General features: G+C 64.3%; 17 protein-coding genes, 1 tRNA gene and 1 rRNA gene. 2 read left to right on the forward strand and 17 right to left on the reverse strand.

Features of this window, described 5'->3' with window-relative positions; translation table 11 throughout:
* Positions 1–4: 4 nt before the first annotated feature.
* The 7 genes from otnC to KVX96_RS16135 form a co-directional block, all read right to left on the reverse strand.
* A complete protein-coding gene (gene otnC, locus KVX96_RS16105; RefSeq protein WP_261195748.1) occupies positions 5–643 on the reverse strand; it encodes a 3-oxo-tetronate 4-phosphate decarboxylase in 639 nt (212 codons plus the stop codon).
* The gene (otnK, locus tag KVX96_RS16110) at positions 640–1,923 is read right to left on the reverse strand and encodes a 3-oxo-tetronate kinase (protein WP_261195749.1); all 1,284 of its coding nucleotides are present in this window, start codon (positions 1,921–1,923) and stop codon (positions 640–642) included. The genes otnC and otnK overlap by 4 nt, the downstream gene beginning before the upstream one ends.
* Positions 1,924–1,926: 3 nt before the next feature.
* Positions 1,927–2,598, reverse strand: a complete 672-nt coding sequence (locus KVX96_RS16115; protein ID WP_261195750.1) for an aspartate/glutamate racemase family protein — start codon at positions 2,596–2,598, stop codon at positions 1,927–1,929.
* 123 nt (positions 2,599–2,721) lie between these two features.
* Entirely contained in the window at positions 2,722–3,807 is a 1,086-nt protein-coding gene (locus KVX96_RS16120) for an isocitrate/isopropylmalate dehydrogenase family protein (RefSeq protein WP_261195751.1), read from the reverse strand.
* A 54-nt stretch (positions 3,808–3,861) separates the two neighbouring features.
* Complete coding sequence (locus tag KVX96_RS16125) at positions 3,862–5,406, reverse strand: tripartite tricarboxylate transporter permease (protein WP_261195752.1); 1,545 nt, start codon at positions 5,404–5,406, stop codon at positions 3,862–3,864.
* A 9-nt stretch (positions 5,407–5,415) separates the two neighbouring features.
* Positions 5,416–5,847 carry a tripartite tricarboxylate transporter TctB family protein gene (locus KVX96_RS16130; RefSeq protein WP_261195753.1) on the reverse strand — a complete coding sequence of 144 codons (432 nt, stop codon included), beginning with the start codon at positions 5,845–5,847 and terminating at the stop codon, positions 5,416–5,418.
* 66 nt (positions 5,848–5,913) lie between these two features.
* Entirely contained in the window at positions 5,914–6,894 is a 981-nt protein-coding gene (locus KVX96_RS16135) for a Bug family tripartite tricarboxylate transporter substrate binding protein (RefSeq protein ID WP_261195754.1), read from the reverse strand.
* A 386-nt stretch (positions 6,895–7,280) separates the two neighbouring features.
* Between KVX96_RS16135 and KVX96_RS16140 the strand changes: the two genes are divergently transcribed.
* On the forward strand, positions 7,281–8,207 hold the full coding sequence (locus tag KVX96_RS16140) for a GntR family transcriptional regulator (RefSeq protein WP_261195756.1): 927 nt from the start codon (positions 7,281–7,283) through the stop codon (positions 8,205–8,207).
* On the opposite strand, the gene KVX96_RS16145 is transcribed toward KVX96_RS16140, so the two are convergent.
* The 8 genes from KVX96_RS16145 to KVX96_RS16180 all read right to left on the reverse strand — a co-directional run bounded on the left by KVX96_RS16145 (position 8,204) and on the right by KVX96_RS16180 (position 16,529).
* Positions 8,204–9,055, reverse strand: a complete 852-nt coding sequence (locus KVX96_RS16145) for an ABC transporter permease (RefSeq protein WP_261195758.1) — start codon at positions 9,053–9,055, stop codon at positions 8,204–8,206. The two genes, KVX96_RS16140 and KVX96_RS16145, sit on opposite strands and share 4 nt — an antisense overlap.
* Before the next feature lie 4 nt (positions 9,056–9,059).
* A complete protein-coding gene (locus KVX96_RS16150; RefSeq protein ID WP_261195759.1) occupies positions 9,060–9,917 on the reverse strand; it encodes an ABC transporter permease in 858 nt (285 codons plus the stop codon).
* Positions 9,917–11,002 carry an ABC transporter ATP-binding protein gene (locus tag KVX96_RS16155; protein WP_261195761.1) on the reverse strand — a complete coding sequence of 362 codons (1,086 nt, stop codon included), beginning with the start codon at positions 11,000–11,002 and terminating at the stop codon, positions 9,917–9,919. Before KVX96_RS16155 ends, KVX96_RS16150 begins: the two co-directional genes overlap by 1 nt.
* A gap of 59 nt (positions 11,003–11,061) precedes the next feature.
* Positions 11,062–12,123, reverse strand: coding sequence for an extracellular solute-binding protein (locus KVX96_RS16160; RefSeq protein ID WP_261195763.1), 1,062 nt, complete (start codon positions 12,121–12,123; stop codon positions 11,062–11,064).
* A 257-nt stretch (positions 12,124–12,380) separates the two neighbouring features.
* Entirely contained in the window at positions 12,381–13,157 is a 777-nt protein-coding gene (locus KVX96_RS16165) for an IclR family transcriptional regulator (RefSeq protein ID WP_261195765.1), read from the reverse strand.
* A gap of 10 nt (positions 13,158–13,167) precedes the next feature.
* Complete coding sequence (locus KVX96_RS16170) at positions 13,168–14,526, reverse strand: TRAP transporter large permease (protein WP_261195766.1); 1,359 nt, start codon at positions 14,524–14,526, stop codon at positions 13,168–13,170.
* The gene (locus KVX96_RS16175; RefSeq protein ID WP_261195767.1) at positions 14,526–15,188 is read right to left on the reverse strand and encodes a TRAP transporter small permease; all 663 of its coding nucleotides are present in this window, start codon (positions 15,186–15,188) and stop codon (positions 14,526–14,528) included. Before KVX96_RS16175 ends, KVX96_RS16170 begins: the two co-directional genes overlap by 1 nt.
* 111 nt (positions 15,189–15,299) lie before the next feature.
* Entirely contained in the window at positions 15,300–16,529 is a 1,230-nt protein-coding gene (locus KVX96_RS16180) for a TRAP transporter substrate-binding protein (protein WP_261195768.1), read from the reverse strand.
* Between the two features lie 108 nt (positions 16,530–16,637).
* On the opposite strand from KVX96_RS16180, the gene KVX96_RS16185 reads away from it, so the two are divergent.
* Complete coding sequence (locus tag KVX96_RS16185; protein ID WP_261195769.1) at positions 16,638–18,230, forward strand: GMC family oxidoreductase; 1,593 nt, start codon at positions 16,638–16,640, stop codon at positions 18,228–18,230.
* A gap of 36 nt (positions 18,231–18,266) precedes the next feature.
* Here the strand turns inward: KVX96_RS16185 and KVX96_RS16190 are convergent.
* Both KVX96_RS16190 and rrf read right to left on the reverse strand, forming a co-directional pair.
* A tRNA-Met gene (locus KVX96_RS16190) sits at positions 18,267–18,343 on the reverse strand.
* A 67-nt stretch (positions 18,344–18,410) separates the two neighbouring features.
* A 5S ribosomal RNA gene (gene rrf / locus KVX96_RS16195) occupies positions 18,411–18,500 on the reverse strand; the annotation flags it as partial.

Raw genomic sequence — 18,500 nt, forward strand, 5'->3', positions numbered from 1 at the left:
GTGGTCAGATCCTTCCGAATGTCTGGTTTAACTCGGCCACTTGTGCACCAGTCAGATACCGCGTGTCGCGCCCCTCAAGCGCCACGAGGAGCCGGGCGGTTTCCTCCAGTTCTTCCGCCGCACAGACGGCCGAGAACAGATCGCGGCCACTGACGACGGGGCCATGATTGGCCAGCAGCACTGCCGCGCAGGCCCCGCCCAGCGCGCGGATCATCTCGCCCGCGCGGGGATCGCCGGGGCGCACGTAGGGCAGAAGCTTCACCTGCCCCACCCGCATCACCACATAGGGTGTCAGCGGTGGCACGCAGTTGTCCGGATCGGTAGAGCGCAGGCAGGCGAGCGCCGTGGCCCAAGTGGAATGCAGATGCACCACCGCGCCCGCCTCAGGCCGGGTGTCGTAAAACGCCCGGTGCAGGAAGATCTCCTTGCTGGGGGGATCGCCGCTGAGCAGAATGCCGTCCGGAGCGATCTTGGAGATCCGCTCAGGGTCGATCGCGCCAAGCGTGCTGTTGGTGGGCGTCATCAAGAGGCCGTCGGGCAGGCGCGCCGAGACATTGCCCGCCGTGCCCACGGAGAAGCCGCGTTGAAACAGCGAGGCACAGAGCGCCGACATCTGGGCGCGCAGTTCACCTTCCGCGCTCATGCGCCCTGCTCCATCACCCGCAAGGCCTTGGCGAAGAAATCCGGCGCGCCGAAATTGCCGGATTTCAGCGCCAGCGCCACCCGGTTGCCCGGCCCGCCCTGAAGCCCGAGCACGGGCACGCCGGGGTCGATCTCCGGCCCGATCTCCATGGCCGGAACCCGCAGCGCTTCCGTCACCGCCTGTGCCACCGCGCCCGACGTCTCACCCCCGGCGATCACGAGCCGGCGCAGGCCCGCGCCGAGCAAGGCCCGCGCGGTTTCGGCAAAAAGCGCATCCAAGCGCGCCGCCACGGCCGCGCGCCCGAAACGGGCCTGAAGCGCGGCCACTTCCTCGGGCGTGCCGGAGGAATAGGCCAGCGGGGCCTTCCCCTCATGGGCCAGGCAGAAGGCCACCAGATCCTGTGCCGTTACCGCCCCCGCCATCACGCCCGCCACATCAATGGCCAGCACGGGGTGGCTGCGGGCGTGATGCGCCACCTGCCCCCGCGTCGCGCCGGAGCAAGACCCGGCAAGGATCGCGGCGGGCCCGGACACCCCGAATTGGCCCATCGCGGGGGCCGGGCCCATGCGCTGGCGCACGTGGTTGCGCGCCAACCCCAGCGCGATACCGGATCCGCCGGTCACCAGCGGAGCCGCCGCGAGGGCCTCCCCCAGCGCCAGAAGATCCGCATCGCTCGTTGCGTCCGCGATCAGGAAGGGCTCCGTCACTGCTGCCAGCTGCGCCGAGATCGCCGTCGCGCCGCCCGCCACGACCTGTGCAGGCAGAAGCCCCACAGCCTGCGCCGTCTGGCGGGCGAGCCAGCGGCGGATGTCGGGATCCGTCATCGGCGTCAGCGGATGGGATTGCATGCCGCATTCGTTCAGCAGCCTGTCATTGACGAAGAGATGCCCCTGAAACACCCGCCGCCCTGCGCCGGGAAAGGCGGGGCAGAAGATCACCTGTTCGGCACAAAGCGCCTTGGCCAGCGCCTCGGAGACGGGGCCGATGTTGCCCTTCGGCGTGGAATCGAAGGTCGAGCAATATTTGAACACGATCTGGCTGCAGCCCTGTGCCTGCAACCAGCGCAGCGCTGCGAGGCTTTCTTCCACGGCCTGCTGCACAGGCGCGGTCCGGCTCTTGAGCGAGATCACCCCGGCCTCGACTGTTTCACAGGCCGGGCCCTCGGGCACGCCCGAAAACTGCGCCGTGCGGAGCCCACCCTCGGGCCCCGCGCCGCGGGCCAGCGTGTTGGCAATGTCGCTCGCGCCGGTGAAATCATCGGCAATCACCCCGATCCGCATGGCTCAGACCTCCTGCCCGGTTTCAACGCGGCGGCGCATCTCCGTGATGGCGGCCTCCGGGCTTGTGAGCACCGGCAGATCCTTCACCGCGCGCACGGCAGGCGCGGCGGCGGCCATGGAGAATTGCGCGAGAAGGATAACGCTTGCGCCGGTGATCCCGGCAGCGGTTTGCGCGATCAGGCGATCGTGGGTGGCACCGTCCCCGGCCTGTTTGGCGGCCAGCGCGCCTTCGGCGTAATAGCTCGTCAGCCGCGCAGGGCTGCCACGCCGGGCGGCGGCCTCCCGGAATTCGGCCTCCATCCCGGCAGCGGCGGGGGCGAAGCTGTAGATCATCGCAACCGGCCCCCCATGGGCGAAGGCGGCTTCGAACATGGCCTCGTTGGGCTTCAGGATCGGGATGGCTGCGGCGCGCGCGGCGGCGTCGATGGCGGATCCGAAGGCGGAACAGGTAAAGAGGATCCCGTCGGCCTCGGCTGCCGTGGCGTAGGCGCAGAGGCTTGCGATCCGCGCGTGCAGCGGTGCGGTCAGCCTTTCGCTCTTCTGGCGATCCACAGGCAGGCCCTCCTCAAGGATCGAGACCGTCTCAGCCTCGGGCCAAAGCCTGCGGGCGGCGGTTTCGATCGGGTCTATCGCCACACGGGTGGCATGGATCAGGGCAATGCGGGGAGGTGTCATGGCGGGCTGGGCTCTTGAACTGTCGGCAAGGGCGGTGGCGCCACGGTGCAGGTGGCGCCACCGGAAGGGACGGGCCCGGAGACAGGCCCGCCGGGAGTGACGGAGGCAGTGGGCGGCGTGGCCTCAGGCGGCCACGGCATCCGCCATGAGCTGCTGCGCGACGAGCGTGCCGAAGGCATCGGTGTTCACCGTGCCGCCAAGATCGCGGGTGCGGTTGGCTGGAGTGTCGATCACGGTATCAACTGCCGTGGCGATGGCCTGCCCGGCCTCCATCAGCCGCGCCTCGCCCCGCTGCTCGCCAAGCCAGCTGAGCATCATCGCCGCCGAGAGGATGAGCGACGTGGGGTTGGCGACGTTCTTGCCCGCGATGTCTGGTGCCGAGCCATGCTGCGCCTGAGCACAGCAGAGGCCGGTTTCGGCATTGGCATTGATCGACCCGGCCAGCCCGAGCGAGCCGGATAGTTCCGAGGCCAGATCCGAGAGGATGTCACCGTAGAAGTTGGTGGCCACCACCACGTCATATTTTTCCGGCTGGCGCACCAGCAGCGCCGCGAAGGCGTCCACGATCAGCTCTTCGGTTTCCACCTCGGGATACTCCTTCGCGACCTCACGGAAGCATTCAAGGAACAGCCCGTCCGTCATCAGGAAGGAGTTGGCCTTGTGGATCGCCGCCACCTTGCGCTTGCGCTGCATGGCCAGTTTGAAGGCCTCCCGGCAGATCCGAAGCGAGCCGTGCCGCGTGATCTTGCGGACCGAAAGCGCCATGTCGGGGTCGGGCATCATCTCCCCCACGCCACGGTACATGTTGCGGTCCGGGTAGAAGCCCTCGGTCGCCTCGCGCATGATGACAAGATCCATCCCGGCGGCCTTGTTGGGCAGGAAGGCGCGACTGCGCGCCGGGCGCACGTTGGCGTAAAGATCGAGCCCGATACGGAACCCCGCCGAGACGTTGCGCCCGCCTTCGGCAACGGGCGGATAATCCATATGGGACTGCGTGCCGAGGATCACTCCGTCAAATTCGGTCCGGGCGCGCTCCAGCACCTCTTCGCGCAGGGTGATGCCATGGGTGCGCAGGCTGCTGAAGCCCGACTCTTCTTCGTGAAAGCTTAAGCCAAGGCCAAAGCGCTGGTTGGCGGCCTCGACGACCTCAAGTGTGGCCGCCATGATCTCGGGGCCGATCCCGTCGCAAGGCAAGGTCATGATACGCATGTGTTTTCTCCTGTTCCGGCCGATGCCGGATGTCTGTTTGGAATGGCGGTGGGCTCAATCGCCCACCGAAACCTCGTCTTCGGGCCGCTGGGCTTCCATGCGGGACTTCACGCGGCGGCCAACGAGCATCGGCAGCACGAAACCGGCAATGGCCACGAGCCAGAGGATGATCGCCAGCGGGCTGCCCACGAGGATGAGCCAGTCGCCGTCGGAGATCGTCATCGCGCGGCGCAGGTTCACCTCCATCTGGTTGCCCAGAAGGATGCCGAGGATCACCGGCACCAGCGGCACGTCGAGCTTGCGCAGCACCCAACCGGCAAAGCCGAAAGCCACCATGAGCATCACGTCGAAGGTGGAGCCGGTGATCGAATAGATCCCGACGAAGGAGATCATCGCCACCACCGGCATCAGGATCCGCGTCGGCACCAGCAGCACCCGCGTGAACAGGCCCACGAGCGGCACGTTCATCAGCAGAAGGATGATGTTGCCCACGAAGAGCGCCGCGATCAGGCCCCAGACGACATCCGGGTTCTTGGTGAAGAGCAGCGGGCCGGGGGTGATGTTGAGCTGCAGCAGCACCGCCAGCAGCACCGCCGTGGTGCCCGAGCCCGGCACGCCGAGCGACAGCATCGGCACCAGCGCGCCACCGGCCGCGGCGTTGTTGCCCGCCTCCGGCGCGGCCACACCACGCGGATCGCCCTTGCCGAAGGTCTTGCCATCCCGGTCAACCGCCTGTTTTTCCAGCGAATAGGCAAGGAAGGAACCCAGCGAGGCCCCGGCCCCCGGCAGCACGCCGGAGAAAAAGCCAAGCCCCGTGCCGCGCGCCATGGAGGGCAGGCAGCGCCGGATCATCGCAAAATCCGGCAGGATCCGCCCGACCTTCGTGGCGCCCGAGGTGCCAACCGCACCGCCGCGGTGGTGTTCGAGGAAGATCAGCACTTCGCTCAGAGCGAAAAGCCCGACGATGGCGATGAGGAAATCGATGCCGTCAAACAGGTGGATCTCACCGAAGGTGAAGCGCTGGGAGCCCGTCTGACTGTCGGAGCCAATCATCGCGATCCCAAGCCCGAGCGCCGCGGCAAAGGCCGATTTCGCCTGATTGGTGGACGACACACCGCCAAGGGTGGCGAAGGCCACGGTGAAGAGCACGAAATACTCCGCCGGCCCGAACAGCAGCGCGATTTTAACCAGTTGCGGCGCGAGGATCACAAGCCCGCAGGTGGAGACGAAGGCCCCCACGAAAGAGGCCACGCCGCCCAGCGAAAGCGCCTCGCCGGCCTGGCCCTTCCGGGCCATCGGATAGCCGTCGAGGCAGGTCATCATTGCCGGCTCATCGCCGGGAATGTTGAGCAGGATAGAAGAGATCCGCCCCCCGTACATCGCCCCGTAGTAAACGGAGGTCAGCAGGATGAGCGAAGGGATCGGCCCCAGCCCGAGGGAAAAGGCGATCGGGATCAGGATGGCGACCCCATTGGCGGGTCCGAGGCCCGGCAAGGCCCCCATCAGCGTGCCGAGGAAACAGCCGATCACAGCCAGAAACAGGTTCTGGGGCTGCAGCGCGACGGCAAAGCCATCCATGAGGAGAGATAAGGTTTCCATATGTGCCTCTCAGAAGCCAAGCGGCCCTTCAGCCAGAGCGAGGCCGAGAAGGAGGTGGAACACCACATAGATGCCGACAGCCGTCAGCACGCCGACAACCAGCGACCAGAGCGGCGCGGTGCCGAGGCGCCATGTGAGATAGGCCGTGGCGAACGTGGTGCAGAGGATGAAGCCGAGATCCGACAGGAACCAGGCGTAGAGGAACATCACCACCGTGGCGGCGAGGATCTCCAGCAGGTCGCGTGCGGCGGGCCATTCCGGCTCATCGTCCGGGCGCAGGATGAAGTAGATCGAGGTGATCGCCAGTACCGAGCCGACGATATAGGGAAAGGCGCGCGGGCCGATCACGTCCACCATGAAGCTGTCTTTGATGATCGAAGCGGCCCAGATGTAGAACAGCGCAAGCGCCAGCCCAAAACCGCCGAAGATGCGGTCACTCATAGCGTTCTCCAATGTGCGTTGAAGGGTGTGGGGGGCCAGCCGGACGACCCGGCCGGCCCCGCGCTGTTACTGGATGATGCCAATCTCGCGAGAGAGCTTCTCGACATCCGCGATGCTGCCCGCCACGAAGTTGTACATGTCGTCTCCGAAGTTGTTGAACGGCTCGATCGCCGCGGCTTCAAGCTCGGCTTGGAAGCCCGGATCTTCGGTCAGCGTGCGGATCGCATCGGACCAGAAGGCCTTGGACTCATCAGTCGCGCCGGCCGGCATGTAGAGGCCGCGCCAGTTCGCGCCGACAACATCGTAGCCCTCTTCGCGGGCGGTCGGGATGTCGGGGAAGTTGGCGAGCCGCTCCGGGGCGAGGATCGAGATCACGCGGATGTCGCCGGATTCAAGGAAGCCCAGCATTTCGGAGAAATCGCCCGAAAGCGCTTCGACAGCGCCCGAGAGCAGGCCGGTCATCGCCTCGCCGCCGCCATCGAATGAGACGTATTTCAGATTGGTCACGTCCTCAAGGCCGGCTTCACGGGCCACCAGCATGGGCTTGATGTGATCGAAGCTGCCCACCGAGGAGCCGCCCGCGATGCCCACGGATTTCGGATCGGCGAGGATGTCGTCCATCATCTGCTTGAGCGAGGTGTATTCAGAATCCGCCCGCACGGCGATAGCCCCGTATTCCGCGCCGAAGGTGGCGAGGAAATGCACGTCGTCCTGCTTGGCCCCGGCATAGATGCCCTGAGCAATCCGCGCGCTGGTGCTCATGGAGGCGGCGACGATCAGGCTGTTGTCCTCGTTGCGCTTCTTGGTGACATGGGCAAAGGCCACGCCGCCACCGCCGCCGGACATGTTTGTCACCTGCATGGAGTCCTCGATGAGGCCCAGATCGAACAGGTATTTCGCCGTGGTGCGGCAGATGAAATCCCAGCCGCCGCCTGGATTGGAGGGGGCGATGCACTGCGGGTTTTCCGCCTTGAACTCGGCAGCGGCTCCGGTGGCACCGGCGAGCGTCGCGGCGATGGCCAGAGCGCCAAGGCGATTGAATGTCATGAACACGGAAGATCCTCCCTAGATGGTTTGTGCTCCGTCGCGCCATGCAGCGCTGACGACTCGCTTGATTGCATATTAAAGCTTATAAATCCAATACTGATTTGCATTTGTGAGGCGGTAAAAGCAATACACTCGCTGCCCACATGCCCTCTTCCCATTGAAAAAATTGAATTAATCTTCTTAATAGGGTGCCCTCAAAAAAACCTTCTGCTGATGCTCGCGGTCATGAAAACCTCTTTCCGCTTCGACTGAAACGGCGTGAGTGGCCTGAGTCGCATGTCAGAGAAAGCAATATCTTTGGTTTTTAGGCTTGAAAAAATCAAACGCCCCAGCATAGCCTTGGCCCGCCTGCCCCCGTAGGCCCGGCTCAAGAAGGATGCGATGCAATGGTTGCGAGCCCCCTCGCCACACGGATCACCACCCGCCTGATCGGCGAGATCACGGCCGGCAGCCTGCCGCCGGGCCAGCACGTCGGCGCGCAGCAGGTGGCCGACCGCTACGGCGTTTCACGCACCCCCGTGCGCGAGGCGCTGGCCGCTCTGGAAGAGGCCGGGGTGCTCGTCCGGCAAGCGAACCGCGGCTTCTTCGTGGCCGAAACCCTACCCGAGGGCCTGCTCGAGTCCCTGCCGTCCGAACCGGATGCCGACAGCGCCGATTACCAGCGGCTTGCCGATGACTGGCTGACGGACAAGCTGCCCGAGGAGGTGACGGAACAGCATCTGCGCCAGACCTACGGCTGGACGAAATCCCATGTTGCCGATCTGCTCGTGCGGGCCGCGCGCGAGGGCTGGGCCGAGCGCAAGGAGGGCTACGGCTGGCGCTTCCTCCCTGTCGCCAAGACGCCGGAAGCCTTTGACGAGATCTACCGCTTTCGCATGGCGATCGAGCCGGTCGCCATGCTGGAGCCCTCTTTCGAACTGGATCGCGAGGTGCTGAGCCAGCAGCGCCGGATTCAGGAAAACATGCTGGAGATCGACATCAACTCCGTGCCCGCCGAGCATCTGCTGCAAAGCGGCGCGCTCTTCCATGAAGAGATCATCAAGCTCTCGCGCAACCCGTTCTTCCTGATGGCACTGCAGCGGGTCAACCGGATGCGGCGGCTGATGGAATACCGGGCCGAGGTCAACCGGGACAGGCTGGTGGAGCAATGCAGCGAGCACCTCGACATCCTTGCTCTGCTGGAGCGCGGCGAGGTGGTGGATGCCTCCTACCTGATGCGCCAGCATCTGAGCGGCGCGCTGAAGCGCAAATCCCCGCTGGCGTGGAACTGGGCCGCCGACAGCGGCCCTGCCTCCGGCGAAACGCGCCGTTAGGTCCGGCGCTGAAACAGCACCGCCATCAGCGCCAGCAGGGAAGAGCCCAGCATCAAGAGCAGCGAGACCGCGTTCAGCAGCGGCGTGGAGCCCTCTTTCAGCCGGTCAAACATCGCGATGGTCAGCGGCGCATCGGAGCCCACGAGCATCAGCGTGGTGTTGAAGTTCTCGAAGCTCATCAGGAAGGCCACCACCACCGCGCCGATGATCGCGGGCGCAAGGAAGGGCAGCGTGATGGTGCGCACCGCCGTCAAGTGATCGGCGCCAAGGTTCAGCGCGGCTTCTTCCAGCGTGCGGTCGAACTTCTGCAGCCGGGCCGAGATCACCAGCGTGGCGATCGTGGTGATGAAGCTGAACTGCCCGAGGATCACCAGCAGAAGGCCCGGTCGCAGGGCCTCAATGTCCATCTGAGCGATGTCCCAGATGCCATTGGCCAGCGTTGAGGAGAAGACGAGGATCGAGATGCCCAGCACGATGCCGGGGATCACCAGCGGCAGCAGCATCAGCACGTAGAGCAGGCCTTTGCCACGGAACTCGTAGCGGTTGAACAGGAAGGCGTTGGTGGTGCCCACAAAGACCGAAAGGGCCGCCACGCAGGCCGCCACGAAGGCCGAGGTGCCCACCGCGCGCAGGATGCCGCGTTCATGGAACACGCCGATCTGCGGGCGCTCGTCGCCAAAGAACCAGTTCCACGTGAACCCTTCCCACGGAAGCGAGGGGAACTGGCTGTCGTTGAAGGCGAAGACGGCCACCACCGTGAGCGGCAGGGCGAGGTAGATGAAGAACAGGATCACATAACCGCCGTAGACGGCGCGGAAAGCGCGGGATTGGGGGATTGTCGGGATCATGGCGCTACCCCATCGTTTCTTTCAGGGTGCGGCCGGTGAGCCGCAGCATGCCCCAGACGATCACCGAAGAGAGCACCAGCAGCATGAAGCCGAAGGCCGCGCCCAGCTCCCAGTTGGAGCGCACGATGAACTGGTTGTAGATCATCTCGGTGAACCAGAGGCTGTCTTTCCCGCCGAGCATCGTCGGCGTCAGGTAGTTGCCGAGCGAGAGCATGAAGACCACGATACAGCCGGCCACGATGCCGGGCATGGCGTGGGGGATGATGATCTCCCGCAGCACGGAGAGCCCGCTGCCGCCCAGATCGTAGCCCGCCTCGATCACGCTATCATCAAGGCTTTCCAGCGTGGTGACGAGCGGCACCACCATGAAAAGCATCGACGTGTAAACAAGCCCCACCATCATCGTGGCGTCAGTGTAGAGCAGCTCCACCGGCTGATCGGCCAGCCCGACCCATTGCAGCAGGTTCGAGATGATGCCGGTTTCGCGCAGCAGGATCATCCAGCCGAAGGTGCGTACCAGTTCGGAGACGTAGAAGGGGATCAGGCAGAGCATGAACAGGATCTGCTGCAGCCGCCCCTTGGCCATCTTGGCGATGTAATAGGCCACCGGAAAGGCGATCAGCAGCGTGATCACCGTGGCCAGCACCGACATCACCGCCGTGCGCGCGAAGGTGCGCAGGTAGAGCGGCTCTGTCAGGGCCTTCTCATATTGCACGAAGCTGCGTTCATAGACGCCGAAGCTGATCCGCTCGCGCAACGACAGCAGCAGCATGTCAATATGCGGAATGATGATCAGCAGGCCCAGCCACAGCACGAGCGGCGTGAGCAACAGGAGAAACGCGATGCGGGACTGGTTGCGCATCAGGTGGCTCCGAAACAGGTGGCCTGATCCGCGCCCCAGCCGATGTGCACGGTATCGCCGCGCTTGAGGCTGGCAAACTCGCCCGATTGCGGCAGGGTGACTTCCAGCGTCTCGCCCACACCGTCCTGCACCAGCACGCGCGAGGCCGCGCCGTTGAACAGCAGGCTGGTGACGGTGCCCTGCAGGCGGTTGTCGAATTGCGAAAGCGCCTCGGCGGAGGCCGCAAGGCGGATCGCCTCGGGGCGCACGAAGATCTCGGCCGGCGCGCCTTCGGACAGCCCGGCGCCCGCGGCGCGCATGGCAAGGCCGCTGTCGGTGCGCAGTTGCAGCGTGCCGGCCTCGGAGCGTTCGACGCGCCCCTTCCAGCGGTTGCTCTCGCCGATGAAGCCCGCCACGAAAGCGGTTTCGGGGCGGTAATAGAGATCCTGCCCGGTGCCGACCTGCTCAAACCGCCCGGCGTTCATCACCGCGATCTGGTCAGACATCACCAGCGCCTCGGATTGATCGTGGGTGATGTAAACGAAGGTCGTGTCAAAGGCCGCCTGCAGCGCCTTCAGCTCCACCTTCATATGCTCGCGCAGCTTCAGATCGAGCGCGCCGAGGGGTTCGTCCAGCAGCAGCACATCCGGCTCCAGCACCATGCAGCGGGCAATCGCCACGCGCTGCTTCTGGCCACCGGAAAGCTCATCGACCTTACGCCCCCCGATGCCCGGCAGGCCAATGCGCTCCAGCGCCTCATCCACCTTCCGGGCAATCTCGGGTTTGGCCATGCCCCGGCGGCGCAACCCGTAGCCGATGTTCTCGGCAATCGTCATCATAGGAAACAGCGCCAGATGCTGGAACACCATGTTCACCGGGCGCTTGTTGGGCGGGGTATCGAGCACCGAGCCACCCTTGATCCGGATATCGCCCGAGGTGGGCTCCAGAAAGCCCGCGATCATGCGCATGATCGTCGTCTTGCCGCAGCCCGAGGGCCCGAGGATCGAAAAGAAGCTCCCCGGCGGCACCGAGAAAGAGACGTTATCAACAGCCGTCGTTTCACCAAACCGCTTCACGAGGTCGGCGCATTCCAGATCAGGAGTCATGGGTCTTCCGTTGTGTGGGGCGGCCCCCGAAAGGGAGCCGCCCGTAGGCATCACTTGGTTCAGTTGGCGGCCTGAACGCGGTCCAGCACTTCGCCTTCGATGGCTTCAAGGCCAGCCGGAACCGGCGGATACCACTTGATGTTGTCGATGGCTTCCTGCGGGAAGCTGGCCTGATACTTGGCTTTCAGGCTGTCCTCGGCAAACTCGTCAGCGCCAGCGGAGGCGGTGAAGTTGCCAGCCGCCGCCGTGATCATCGCCGCGATCTCGGGCTGCATCACGAAGTTGATCCACGCGTAGGCCGCATCATCGGCCTGCCCCTTGGCGGGGAGCACGAAGGTGTCGATCCAGCCCAGAGCGCCCGAGGCCGGGGCCACGAAGGTGATGTCGGCGTTGTCGTCGTTGAGCTTCCAGCCGCCGGTGTCCCAGGCCATGGAGGCCACCACTTCGCCGGAGCGCACGAGGTTCATCAGCTCATCGCCGCCACCCCAGTAGGTTTTGACGTTGGCCTTGCACTCGGTGAGCTTGGCTTCGACCTTGCCCATAATTTCCTTGTACTTCGCCTCGTCGCCATAGGCGGCGAAGGGATCTTCGCCCATGGCGAAGGCAAAGCCGATCAGCGTCGGGCGTTTCAGGCGGTAGGAGACCTTACCAGCCACTTCCGGCGCGCAGAGATCGGTGTAATCCTTCACCACGTCGCCAGCCATGGCGGTGTTCATCACCAGCCCCGAAGTACCCCAGACGTGCGGCACGCCGTACACATCACCGCCCACGGTGGTGTTGGCCATCGTGGCTTTCAGCATCGACGGGATGAAGAGATCCTGATCCAGCTTGGACACATCGATGGGCTTGTAGATGCCGAACTCCATTTGCGGGCCCATGATGCGGTCTTGCGAGGGCTGCGCCAGATCGAAGCCGCCACCGCCGGTGGCGCGCAGTTTGGCGATCATCTCTTCGTTGTTGGATTTGGTCACCTCGACGGTGTGGCCGGTTTTCTCTTCGAACATCGCCACCACGTCGTCGGGCGCGTAACCGCCCCAGGTGAGCAGGCGCAGGGTGTCGGCTTGGGCCACGGAAACGAGGCCCGCCAGCATGGTGCCGGCCAGCAGGAATGTCTTGGTCATGGGGAATCCTCTCTGTTGTCTTTTTGAAATTGCCACCAACATGCGCGTTTCCGACCAAACGGTCAAATTCTCTTTCAGCGCGCAAGGGGCTCTTTTTCATGCAACCATGACGGCTGCATGACAGTTGAGCCGGTCGAGGCAAAGACTACGCCTGCCTAGAGCGTTTCAGATAAAACATGAATCGCTTCTTCGCTGCCTCTCCCTTCGGTCGAACGCGAAAAGCGATGCAGATTGTGTCAGGTTGAACCCGAAACGCTTCAGATCAAACGGGCCATCTGTTCGGCCGCGTCTTGAAGTGGCGCGAGGTTATCCACGAGGCTCGCCACCGAATGGCGCTGAGTGGGCGCGTGGATGGAGAGCGTCGTCAGCAGCCGGCCTTCGTCGTCCCGGATCGGCACCGCCACGGCCACCATGCCCGCCATGAACTCCTGATCATCCGTCGCGTAGCCGCGCTTGCTGATGGCGGCCAGATCGGCCAGCAACCGGGCCTCGTCCTGAATGGAATGTTCGGTATGGGCTTGCAGATCCAGCCATTTCAACAGCCGCGCCAGCTTGTCGGAGCGCAGCGAGGAGAGATACATCTTGCCGCTGGCGGTGCAGTGAAACGGCACCTGCGTGCCGATGGGCAGTTGGATGCGCAGGGGCCAATGGGTTTCCACCCGGTCCAGATAAACCATGCCCGAGCGCCCCGGCGCGGCGAGGTTGCAGGTCTCGCCCACGGTGGTGGCCAGATGGCGCATGATGAACAGCCGTTCCGTCCGGATCCGCTGCGACGACAGCGTGTTGGACGCGAGCTTGCGCATCCGGTGGCCCGGCCCGAAGGAGCGGCCATCGGCATCGCGTTGCAGAAAGCCCTGCTCCTCCGCCGTGGCCAGCAGCCGGTGCATTGTCGCCTTGGGCAGATCCAGCGCCTCGGCCAGTGCGGCAGGCGCGACCGGCGTGCCCTGCCGGGCCACCTCCTCGAGCAGGAGCAGGAGCCGCACGTTCGGCGGGACCTGCCCTTTTGCGTCGGGGGAAGTGGCGTCTTCCGGCATATGTCACGTCCTATCTGTTTGGCAGCAGCGCTAGTGCAAGCTCCGGGGTCAGGGCAACCAGCACCCAGACACTGATCAGCGCGATGAGATAGGGCACGGTATAGCGCAGCAATTTGAAATAGGGCACTCCCGTTACGCCGGATGCGACATAGAGGTTAAGGCCGTAGGGCGGCGTGATGAATCCGATCGACGCGCCGACGAGGAAGATCACCGAGAAGTGGATCGGATCCACCCCCACATCCGCCGCAATCGGAGCAAGGATCGGGGCGAGGATGATCGTCACCGGCAGGGATTCCAGCACCATGCCGGAGAAGAAGACGATGATCATCGCGGTGAAGAGCACCGCGTAATAGCCGCCCATGGAGGTGACGAAATCACCGATCACCTGCTGGGCCCCCAAGAGCGACAGGATCTGCTGCATCACCACCGATACCGCGATCAGCGGTGCGAGGATGCCGGTGATTTCGGCGGAGCGCATGGTGATGCCGGGGATCTGGAACAGGGTGAAGCCTTCCACCACCAGCTGTTCGGCATAGCTCTTCTCTTCCCATGTCTTGTCCTGCCGCAGGCGCAGGGCGCGGGTGATCACGTAGGAGACAAGCCCGGCGATGATGCAAAAGCCCACTGTCACGCCCGCGGCTTCCGTGGGGGAGAACTTGCCGGTGTAGATGCCCCAGAGCACCAGGCCGATGGCGAAGAAGCCGAGCCAAGCGCCGAAGGCGGTTTTCAGCACGCGGTTGAGTTGCAGCGGGATCAGGTAGCCCCAGCCATTGATCCGGCAGATGATCCAGCAGGCCACCTGCATGCCGATCACCATCAGCGCGCCGGGCACGATGCCCGCCACGAAGAGATCGGAGATCGGCAGGTTCATCAGGAAGCCGTAGACGATGAAGATGATCGATGGCGGGATGATGATGCCCACGGTGCCGCCGGCCGCCGCCGTGGCGGCCGAGAAGCGCTCGTCATAGCCGCCCTTCACCATTTCCGGGTGCAGCATCGAGCCGATGGTGGCCGTGGTGGCGGAGTTGGAGCCGGAGATGGCGGCAAACAGCCCGCAGGCTCCGAGGCTCGCCATCGCCAGCCCGCCCCGCAGCCAGCCGAGGCAGGCATAGGCGAAATCCGACAGCCTGCGCGCGATGCCGGATTTGTTGATCAGGTCGCCCGTCAGGATGAACAGCGGCATCGCCAGCAGCGCGAAGCCCTTGTTGAACACGTTCAGAAGCTCCGCGCCCATGTTGTCGAGGGTGAGGCCGAGCACGAAGGAGCAGCCCACCACCCAATAGGCGATCACCAGAAACACTGGCACGCCCAGCATGAACAGGAAGGTGACCCCGACCGAGATCAGCGTAACGAGGGTGCTATCGGCCATCACACATCCCCCCCGATCACGGCCTGCTTCAGCAGCGGCTCACCGGAGCGCCAGTTGGCGATGTCCTCGCGGATGTTCTCGATCGCCCGCGCCGCCATCAGCAGAGCGGCCACCGGGGCAGTGATGAGGAACCACCAGAGCATCGTGTTGTCGGTGCCAAGCACGATGGCGAAGTTCGAGGCCGACAGCGCGGCCTGCCGGGCAGTTGTGACAAAGAGGATCACGGCAAAGCCGAACCAGAGCGCCGCATCCATCCAGAGGCAGGCAAACTGCGCCCCGCGCGGCATGGCGGTGCGGATTTCGGAGAAGCTCAGATGGGTGCGTTTACGGATGTTAAACGCCGCCCCGAACCATGCCATGACCATGAACAGCAGCGGCGGGATTGTCGTGGACCACGGCTGCTGGTTGGAAAAGACGAAGCGGTCCACCACGCCCCAGAAGATGATGAAAGCGATGGCGAGGTAGCAGGTAACCATCACCGAGCGCTCCAGCAGCGTTTCAATGATCGGCACATGCTCGTAGATCAGCGCCACCAGATAGCCCCCGATCAGGAGCGTGACCGCCCCGAGCCACCACGCCGCATCGCTGCGCAGGGCAGAACGGATCTCGAAACTGTCTCCCGACATCAGCGCCGAGACAATCGCGCTTGCATCAGACCACATTGGCCCCTTCCTCCCATCTGAAAACGCCTCTGCCGGTTTCTTGCTGCCCGTGAGGCAAAAGGCCGGCCCTCCCGCGGGAAGGCCGGCCCATCGCGAAAACCCTTTGCGGGATTACCCTTTCCACCAGCGGCGCGGCTCGACATTCTCTGCAAGGGTGATGTCGTGCTGGCGCACCGTGTCGTAGATCTCCTGGTAGGTGTCGATGCCACCGGCCCAGCCGTTGAGGCGCTCGCGCCACTCTTCCCAGAGCTGCGGCTGGAACTCCGGCGAGCACATTTCCTCGGCCTTGCGGATCTCCGCATCCGACAGCGAGGCCACACGCACGTTGTTCTGGGCGAAGATCGTGTTGGGCATCTGCGGGTTGGAGAAGCCCACGGTGTTCACCAGCGCAGCCTCGTTGGCGGCCTGCACATGCACCTGCGTCAGGTAGGCGGCTTCCATCACCGCATCCTGCAGCTGGCCGTCCAGCTTGTCGAAGCTCGCCGCGTTCATCGCCGTGTGCTCGGTGCCGCAGAAGAAGCGCAGATCCACACATTGGCTGACCACCGGCGACATGTTGGCATAGGCCACGGCGGAGGCCCATGTTTCGGCCCCGTCGATCAGGCCCTGCTTGAGGCCGTCGAGCGTCTCTTCCCAGGCCACCGGCACCGGGTTCAGGTTGAGCGCGTTCATCGCGATGCGGCCAAGCTGGGTGCCCGTCACACGGTTCTTCGTGCCGGCAAGCTGGTCGATCGAGGTGACGGTTTCCTTGTCCTGCCAGGCAAGGCCCAGCTGGATTCCACGCAGCTCTGCATGGGTGAAAAGGAACTTCAGCCCGTGGCGCTTTTCGAAGGGATCACGCAGGATGCGCTGGGATTCCGGCGAGTACATGAAATAGTACTGATCCGCGCGGGAGCGGAACATATAGGCGTAATCCAGAACGTTCAGATAGGGCGCGCCACCGGCAGAGTTCTGCGTTGAGGCGGCGTAGAAATCGACGATCCCCTGCTGGGCTTTCTCCACGCAGGAGAGCTGGCCGCAGATCTGGTTGTTGCCGATGAACTCGATGCGGATCTCGCCGTCGGTGCGCTCTTCGAGGTCGCGCGCGAACTCAAGGCAACCGGCGCGCTCGATCAGCAGGTTTTGCGGGTTGAAGCCCGCCGCGCCGAACTTCATTTCGAACTTCGCGGGCTTTGCGTAGCGCTTGTTGTAGGTCGATTCGGCGGCCCGTGCGAGATTTGCCGCTGTCATCACACCGCCGAAGGTCCCTGCGGCCATAAGCGTAGAGCTCATCCCGTAAGTCCCTGCAATCTTGAAGAAGTCGCGCCGCGACACCCCCTTGATGCGATCATAGACTCCCATTGCATATCCTCCCGTTTTTGCAATTTTTGGTACTTATGATTTCAAAAAACGCTAGACCAGTATTTGCGTTTTGCCTAGTCTTTTTGCAAATCGGTGAGGACCTGGGCGTTGGAAGCAGATTTTGTGATCGTAGGAGCGGGCTCTGCCGGCTGCGTTCTGGCCAACCGCCTGAGCGCGGATCCGCAGACGAGGGTCGTGCTGCTGGAGGCCGGCGGGCGCGATACCAACCCGTGGATCCACATCCCCGTTGGCTACTTCAAAACCATGCACAACCCGGCGCTTGACTGGTGCTACAAGACAGAGCCCGATCCCGGCCTGAACGGCCGCTCGATCGACTGGCCACGTGGCAAGGTGCTGGGCGGATCGTCGTCGCTGAACGGGCTGCTCTACGTCCGTGGCCAGCCCGAGGACTACGACCGCTGGGCGCAGATGGGCAACGCGGGCTGGGCGTGGGATGATGTGCTGCCGCTGTTTCGCCGGGCCGAGAACAACGAACGCGGCGCGGATGCGTTTCACGGGGCCGAGGGGCCGCTATCTGTCTCCGACATGCGCATCAAACGGGCGATCTGTGACGCCTGGGTGGAGGCCGCACAGGCGGCGGGCTACCCGTTCAACCCCGATTACAACGGCGCGACGCAGGAAGGCGTGGGTTATTTCCAGCTCACCACCCGCAACGGGCGGCGCTGCAGTTCGGCGGTGGCCTATCTGAACCCGGTCAAGAAACGGCCCAACCTGCAGATCATCACACGGGCGATGGTGACCCGCGTCACGCTGGACGGCAAACGCGCCACCGGCGTGCGCTACTTGGACGCCAGCGGCACCGAGGTCACGCTCAAGGCGCGCCGCGAGGTGATCCTCTCGGGCGGGGCAATCAATTCTCCGCAAATCCTGATGCTCTCGGGCATCGGCACCCCTGAACACCTGCAGGCCAATGGTATCACGCCGGAACACGCGCTGCCTGGTGTGGGCCAGAACCTGCAGGATCACCTGCAGGCGCGGCTAGTGTTCAAGTGCAACGAGCCGACGCTGAACGACGAGGTCCGCTCGCTGGTCAATCAGGCCCGCATCGCGCTGCGCTATGCCGTGTCGCGCAGCGGGCCGATGACCATGGCCGCGAGCCTTGCCACGGGCTTCCTGAAAACCCGGCCCGATCTGGCCACGCCCGATATTCAGTTCCACGTGCAGCCTTGGTCCGCCGACAGCCCCGGCGAAGGCGTGCATCCTTTCTCGGCCTTCACCATGTCCGTCTGCCAGCTGCGCCCGGAAAGCCGGGGCTATCTGGAGCTCAAGGGCCCTGACCCGCGCCAGCCGGTGCGGATCGTGCCGCGCTACCTGTCCACACCGACGGACTGCCGCACCATCGTCGAAGGCGTCCGCATCGCCCGCACCATCGCGCGGCACACGCCGCTTGCGGGGAAGATCTCCGAAGAGTTCCGGCCAACGTCGGCGTTGGAGATGGAGGACGACAAGGGCACGCTCGACTGGGCGCGCAACAATTCGGTGTCGATCTACCACCCCACGGGCACCTGCAAGATGGGCGAAGGCGAGGGCGCGGTGGTCGACAGCCAGCTGCGGGTGCATGGGCTCACCGGGCTGCGCGTGGCCGATTGCGCCATCATGCCCGAGATCGTTTCGGGCAATACCAACGCTCCTGCGATCATGATCGGCGAGAAGGCGAGCGATCTTATCTTGGGGCCGTAGAACCAAAAAAGCCGCCCCTTTGGGCGGCTGAATGTTTGGTTGCGGGAGCAGGATTTGAACCTGCGACCTTCAGGTTATGAGCCTGACGAGCTACCGGGCTGCTCCATCCCGCGCCAGAGTGATCTGTTTTGATCACGAGGTGCATTTGTATCGTATTGAGAGTTTAAGGCTTTTTATTAGGTTTGGCGGTGACCTACTCTCCCACGTCTTAGGACGCAGTACCATCGGCGCGGCTGTGCTTAACTTCCGAGTTCGGGATGGGGTCGGGTG

This window comes from Pseudoruegeria sp. SHC-113 (assembly GCF_025376885.1).
In the GTDB taxonomy this organism is placed as follows: Bacteria; Pseudomonadota; Alphaproteobacteria; order Rhodobacterales; family Rhodobacteraceae; genus Pseudoruegeria.

Excerpts from the sequence above, each read along its gene's own strand:
- KVX96_RS16150 (WP_261195759.1), bottom strand. The coding sequence starts at position 9,917 with ATGCGCAACCAGTCCCGCATCGCGTTTCTCCTGTTGCTCACGCCGCTC.
- KVX96_RS16135 (WP_261195754.1), bottom strand. The coding sequence starts at position 6,894 with ATGACATTCAATCGCCTTGGCGCTCTGGCCATCGCCGCGACGCTCGCC.
- otnK (WP_261195749.1), bottom strand. The coding sequence starts at position 1,923 with ATGCGGATCGGGGTGATTGCCGATGATTTCACCGGCGCGAGCGACATT.
- KVX96_RS16145 (WP_261195758.1), bottom strand. The coding sequence starts at position 9,055 with ATGATCCCGACAATCCCCCAATCCCGCGCTTTCCGCGCCGTCTACGGC.
- KVX96_RS16125 (WP_261195752.1), bottom strand. The coding sequence starts at position 5,406 with ATGGAAACCTTATCTCTCCTCATGGATGGCTTTGCCGTCGCGCTGCAG.
- otnC (WP_261195748.1), bottom strand. The coding sequence starts at position 643 with ATGAGCGCGGAAGGTGAACTGCGCGCCCAGATGTCGGCGCTCTGTGCC.
- KVX96_RS16140 (WP_261195756.1), top strand. The coding sequence starts at position 7,281 with ATGGTTGCGAGCCCCCTCGCCACACGGATCACCACCCGCCTGATCGGC.
- KVX96_RS16170 (WP_261195766.1), bottom strand. The coding sequence starts at position 14,526 with ATGGCCGATAGCACCCTCGTTACGCTGATCTCGGTCGGGGTCACCTTC.
- KVX96_RS16160 (WP_261195763.1), bottom strand. The coding sequence starts at position 12,123 with ATGACCAAGACATTCCTGCTGGCCGGCACCATGCTGGCGGGCCTCGTT.
- KVX96_RS16180 (WP_261195768.1), bottom strand. The coding sequence starts at position 16,529 with ATGGGAGTCTATGATCGCATCAAGGGGGTGTCGCGGCGCGACTTCTTC.
- KVX96_RS16165 (WP_261195765.1), bottom strand. The coding sequence starts at position 13,157 with ATGCCGGAAGACGCCACTTCCCCCGACGCAAAAGGGCAGGTCCCGCCG.
- KVX96_RS16175 (WP_261195767.1), bottom strand. The coding sequence starts at position 15,188 with ATGTGGTCTGATGCAAGCGCGATTGTCTCGGCGCTGATGTCGGGAGAC.
- KVX96_RS16115 (WP_261195750.1), bottom strand. The coding sequence starts at position 2,598 with ATGACACCTCCCCGCATTGCCCTGATCCATGCCACCCGTGTGGCGATA.
- KVX96_RS16120 (WP_261195751.1), bottom strand. The coding sequence starts at position 3,807 with ATGCGTATCATGACCTTGCCTTGCGACGGGATCGGCCCCGAGATCATG.
- KVX96_RS16130 (WP_261195753.1), bottom strand. The coding sequence starts at position 5,847 with ATGAGTGACCGCATCTTCGGCGGTTTTGGGCTGGCGCTTGCGCTGTTC.
- KVX96_RS16155 (WP_261195761.1), bottom strand. The coding sequence starts at position 11,002 with ATGACTCCTGATCTGGAATGCGCCGACCTCGTGAAGCGGTTTGGTGAA.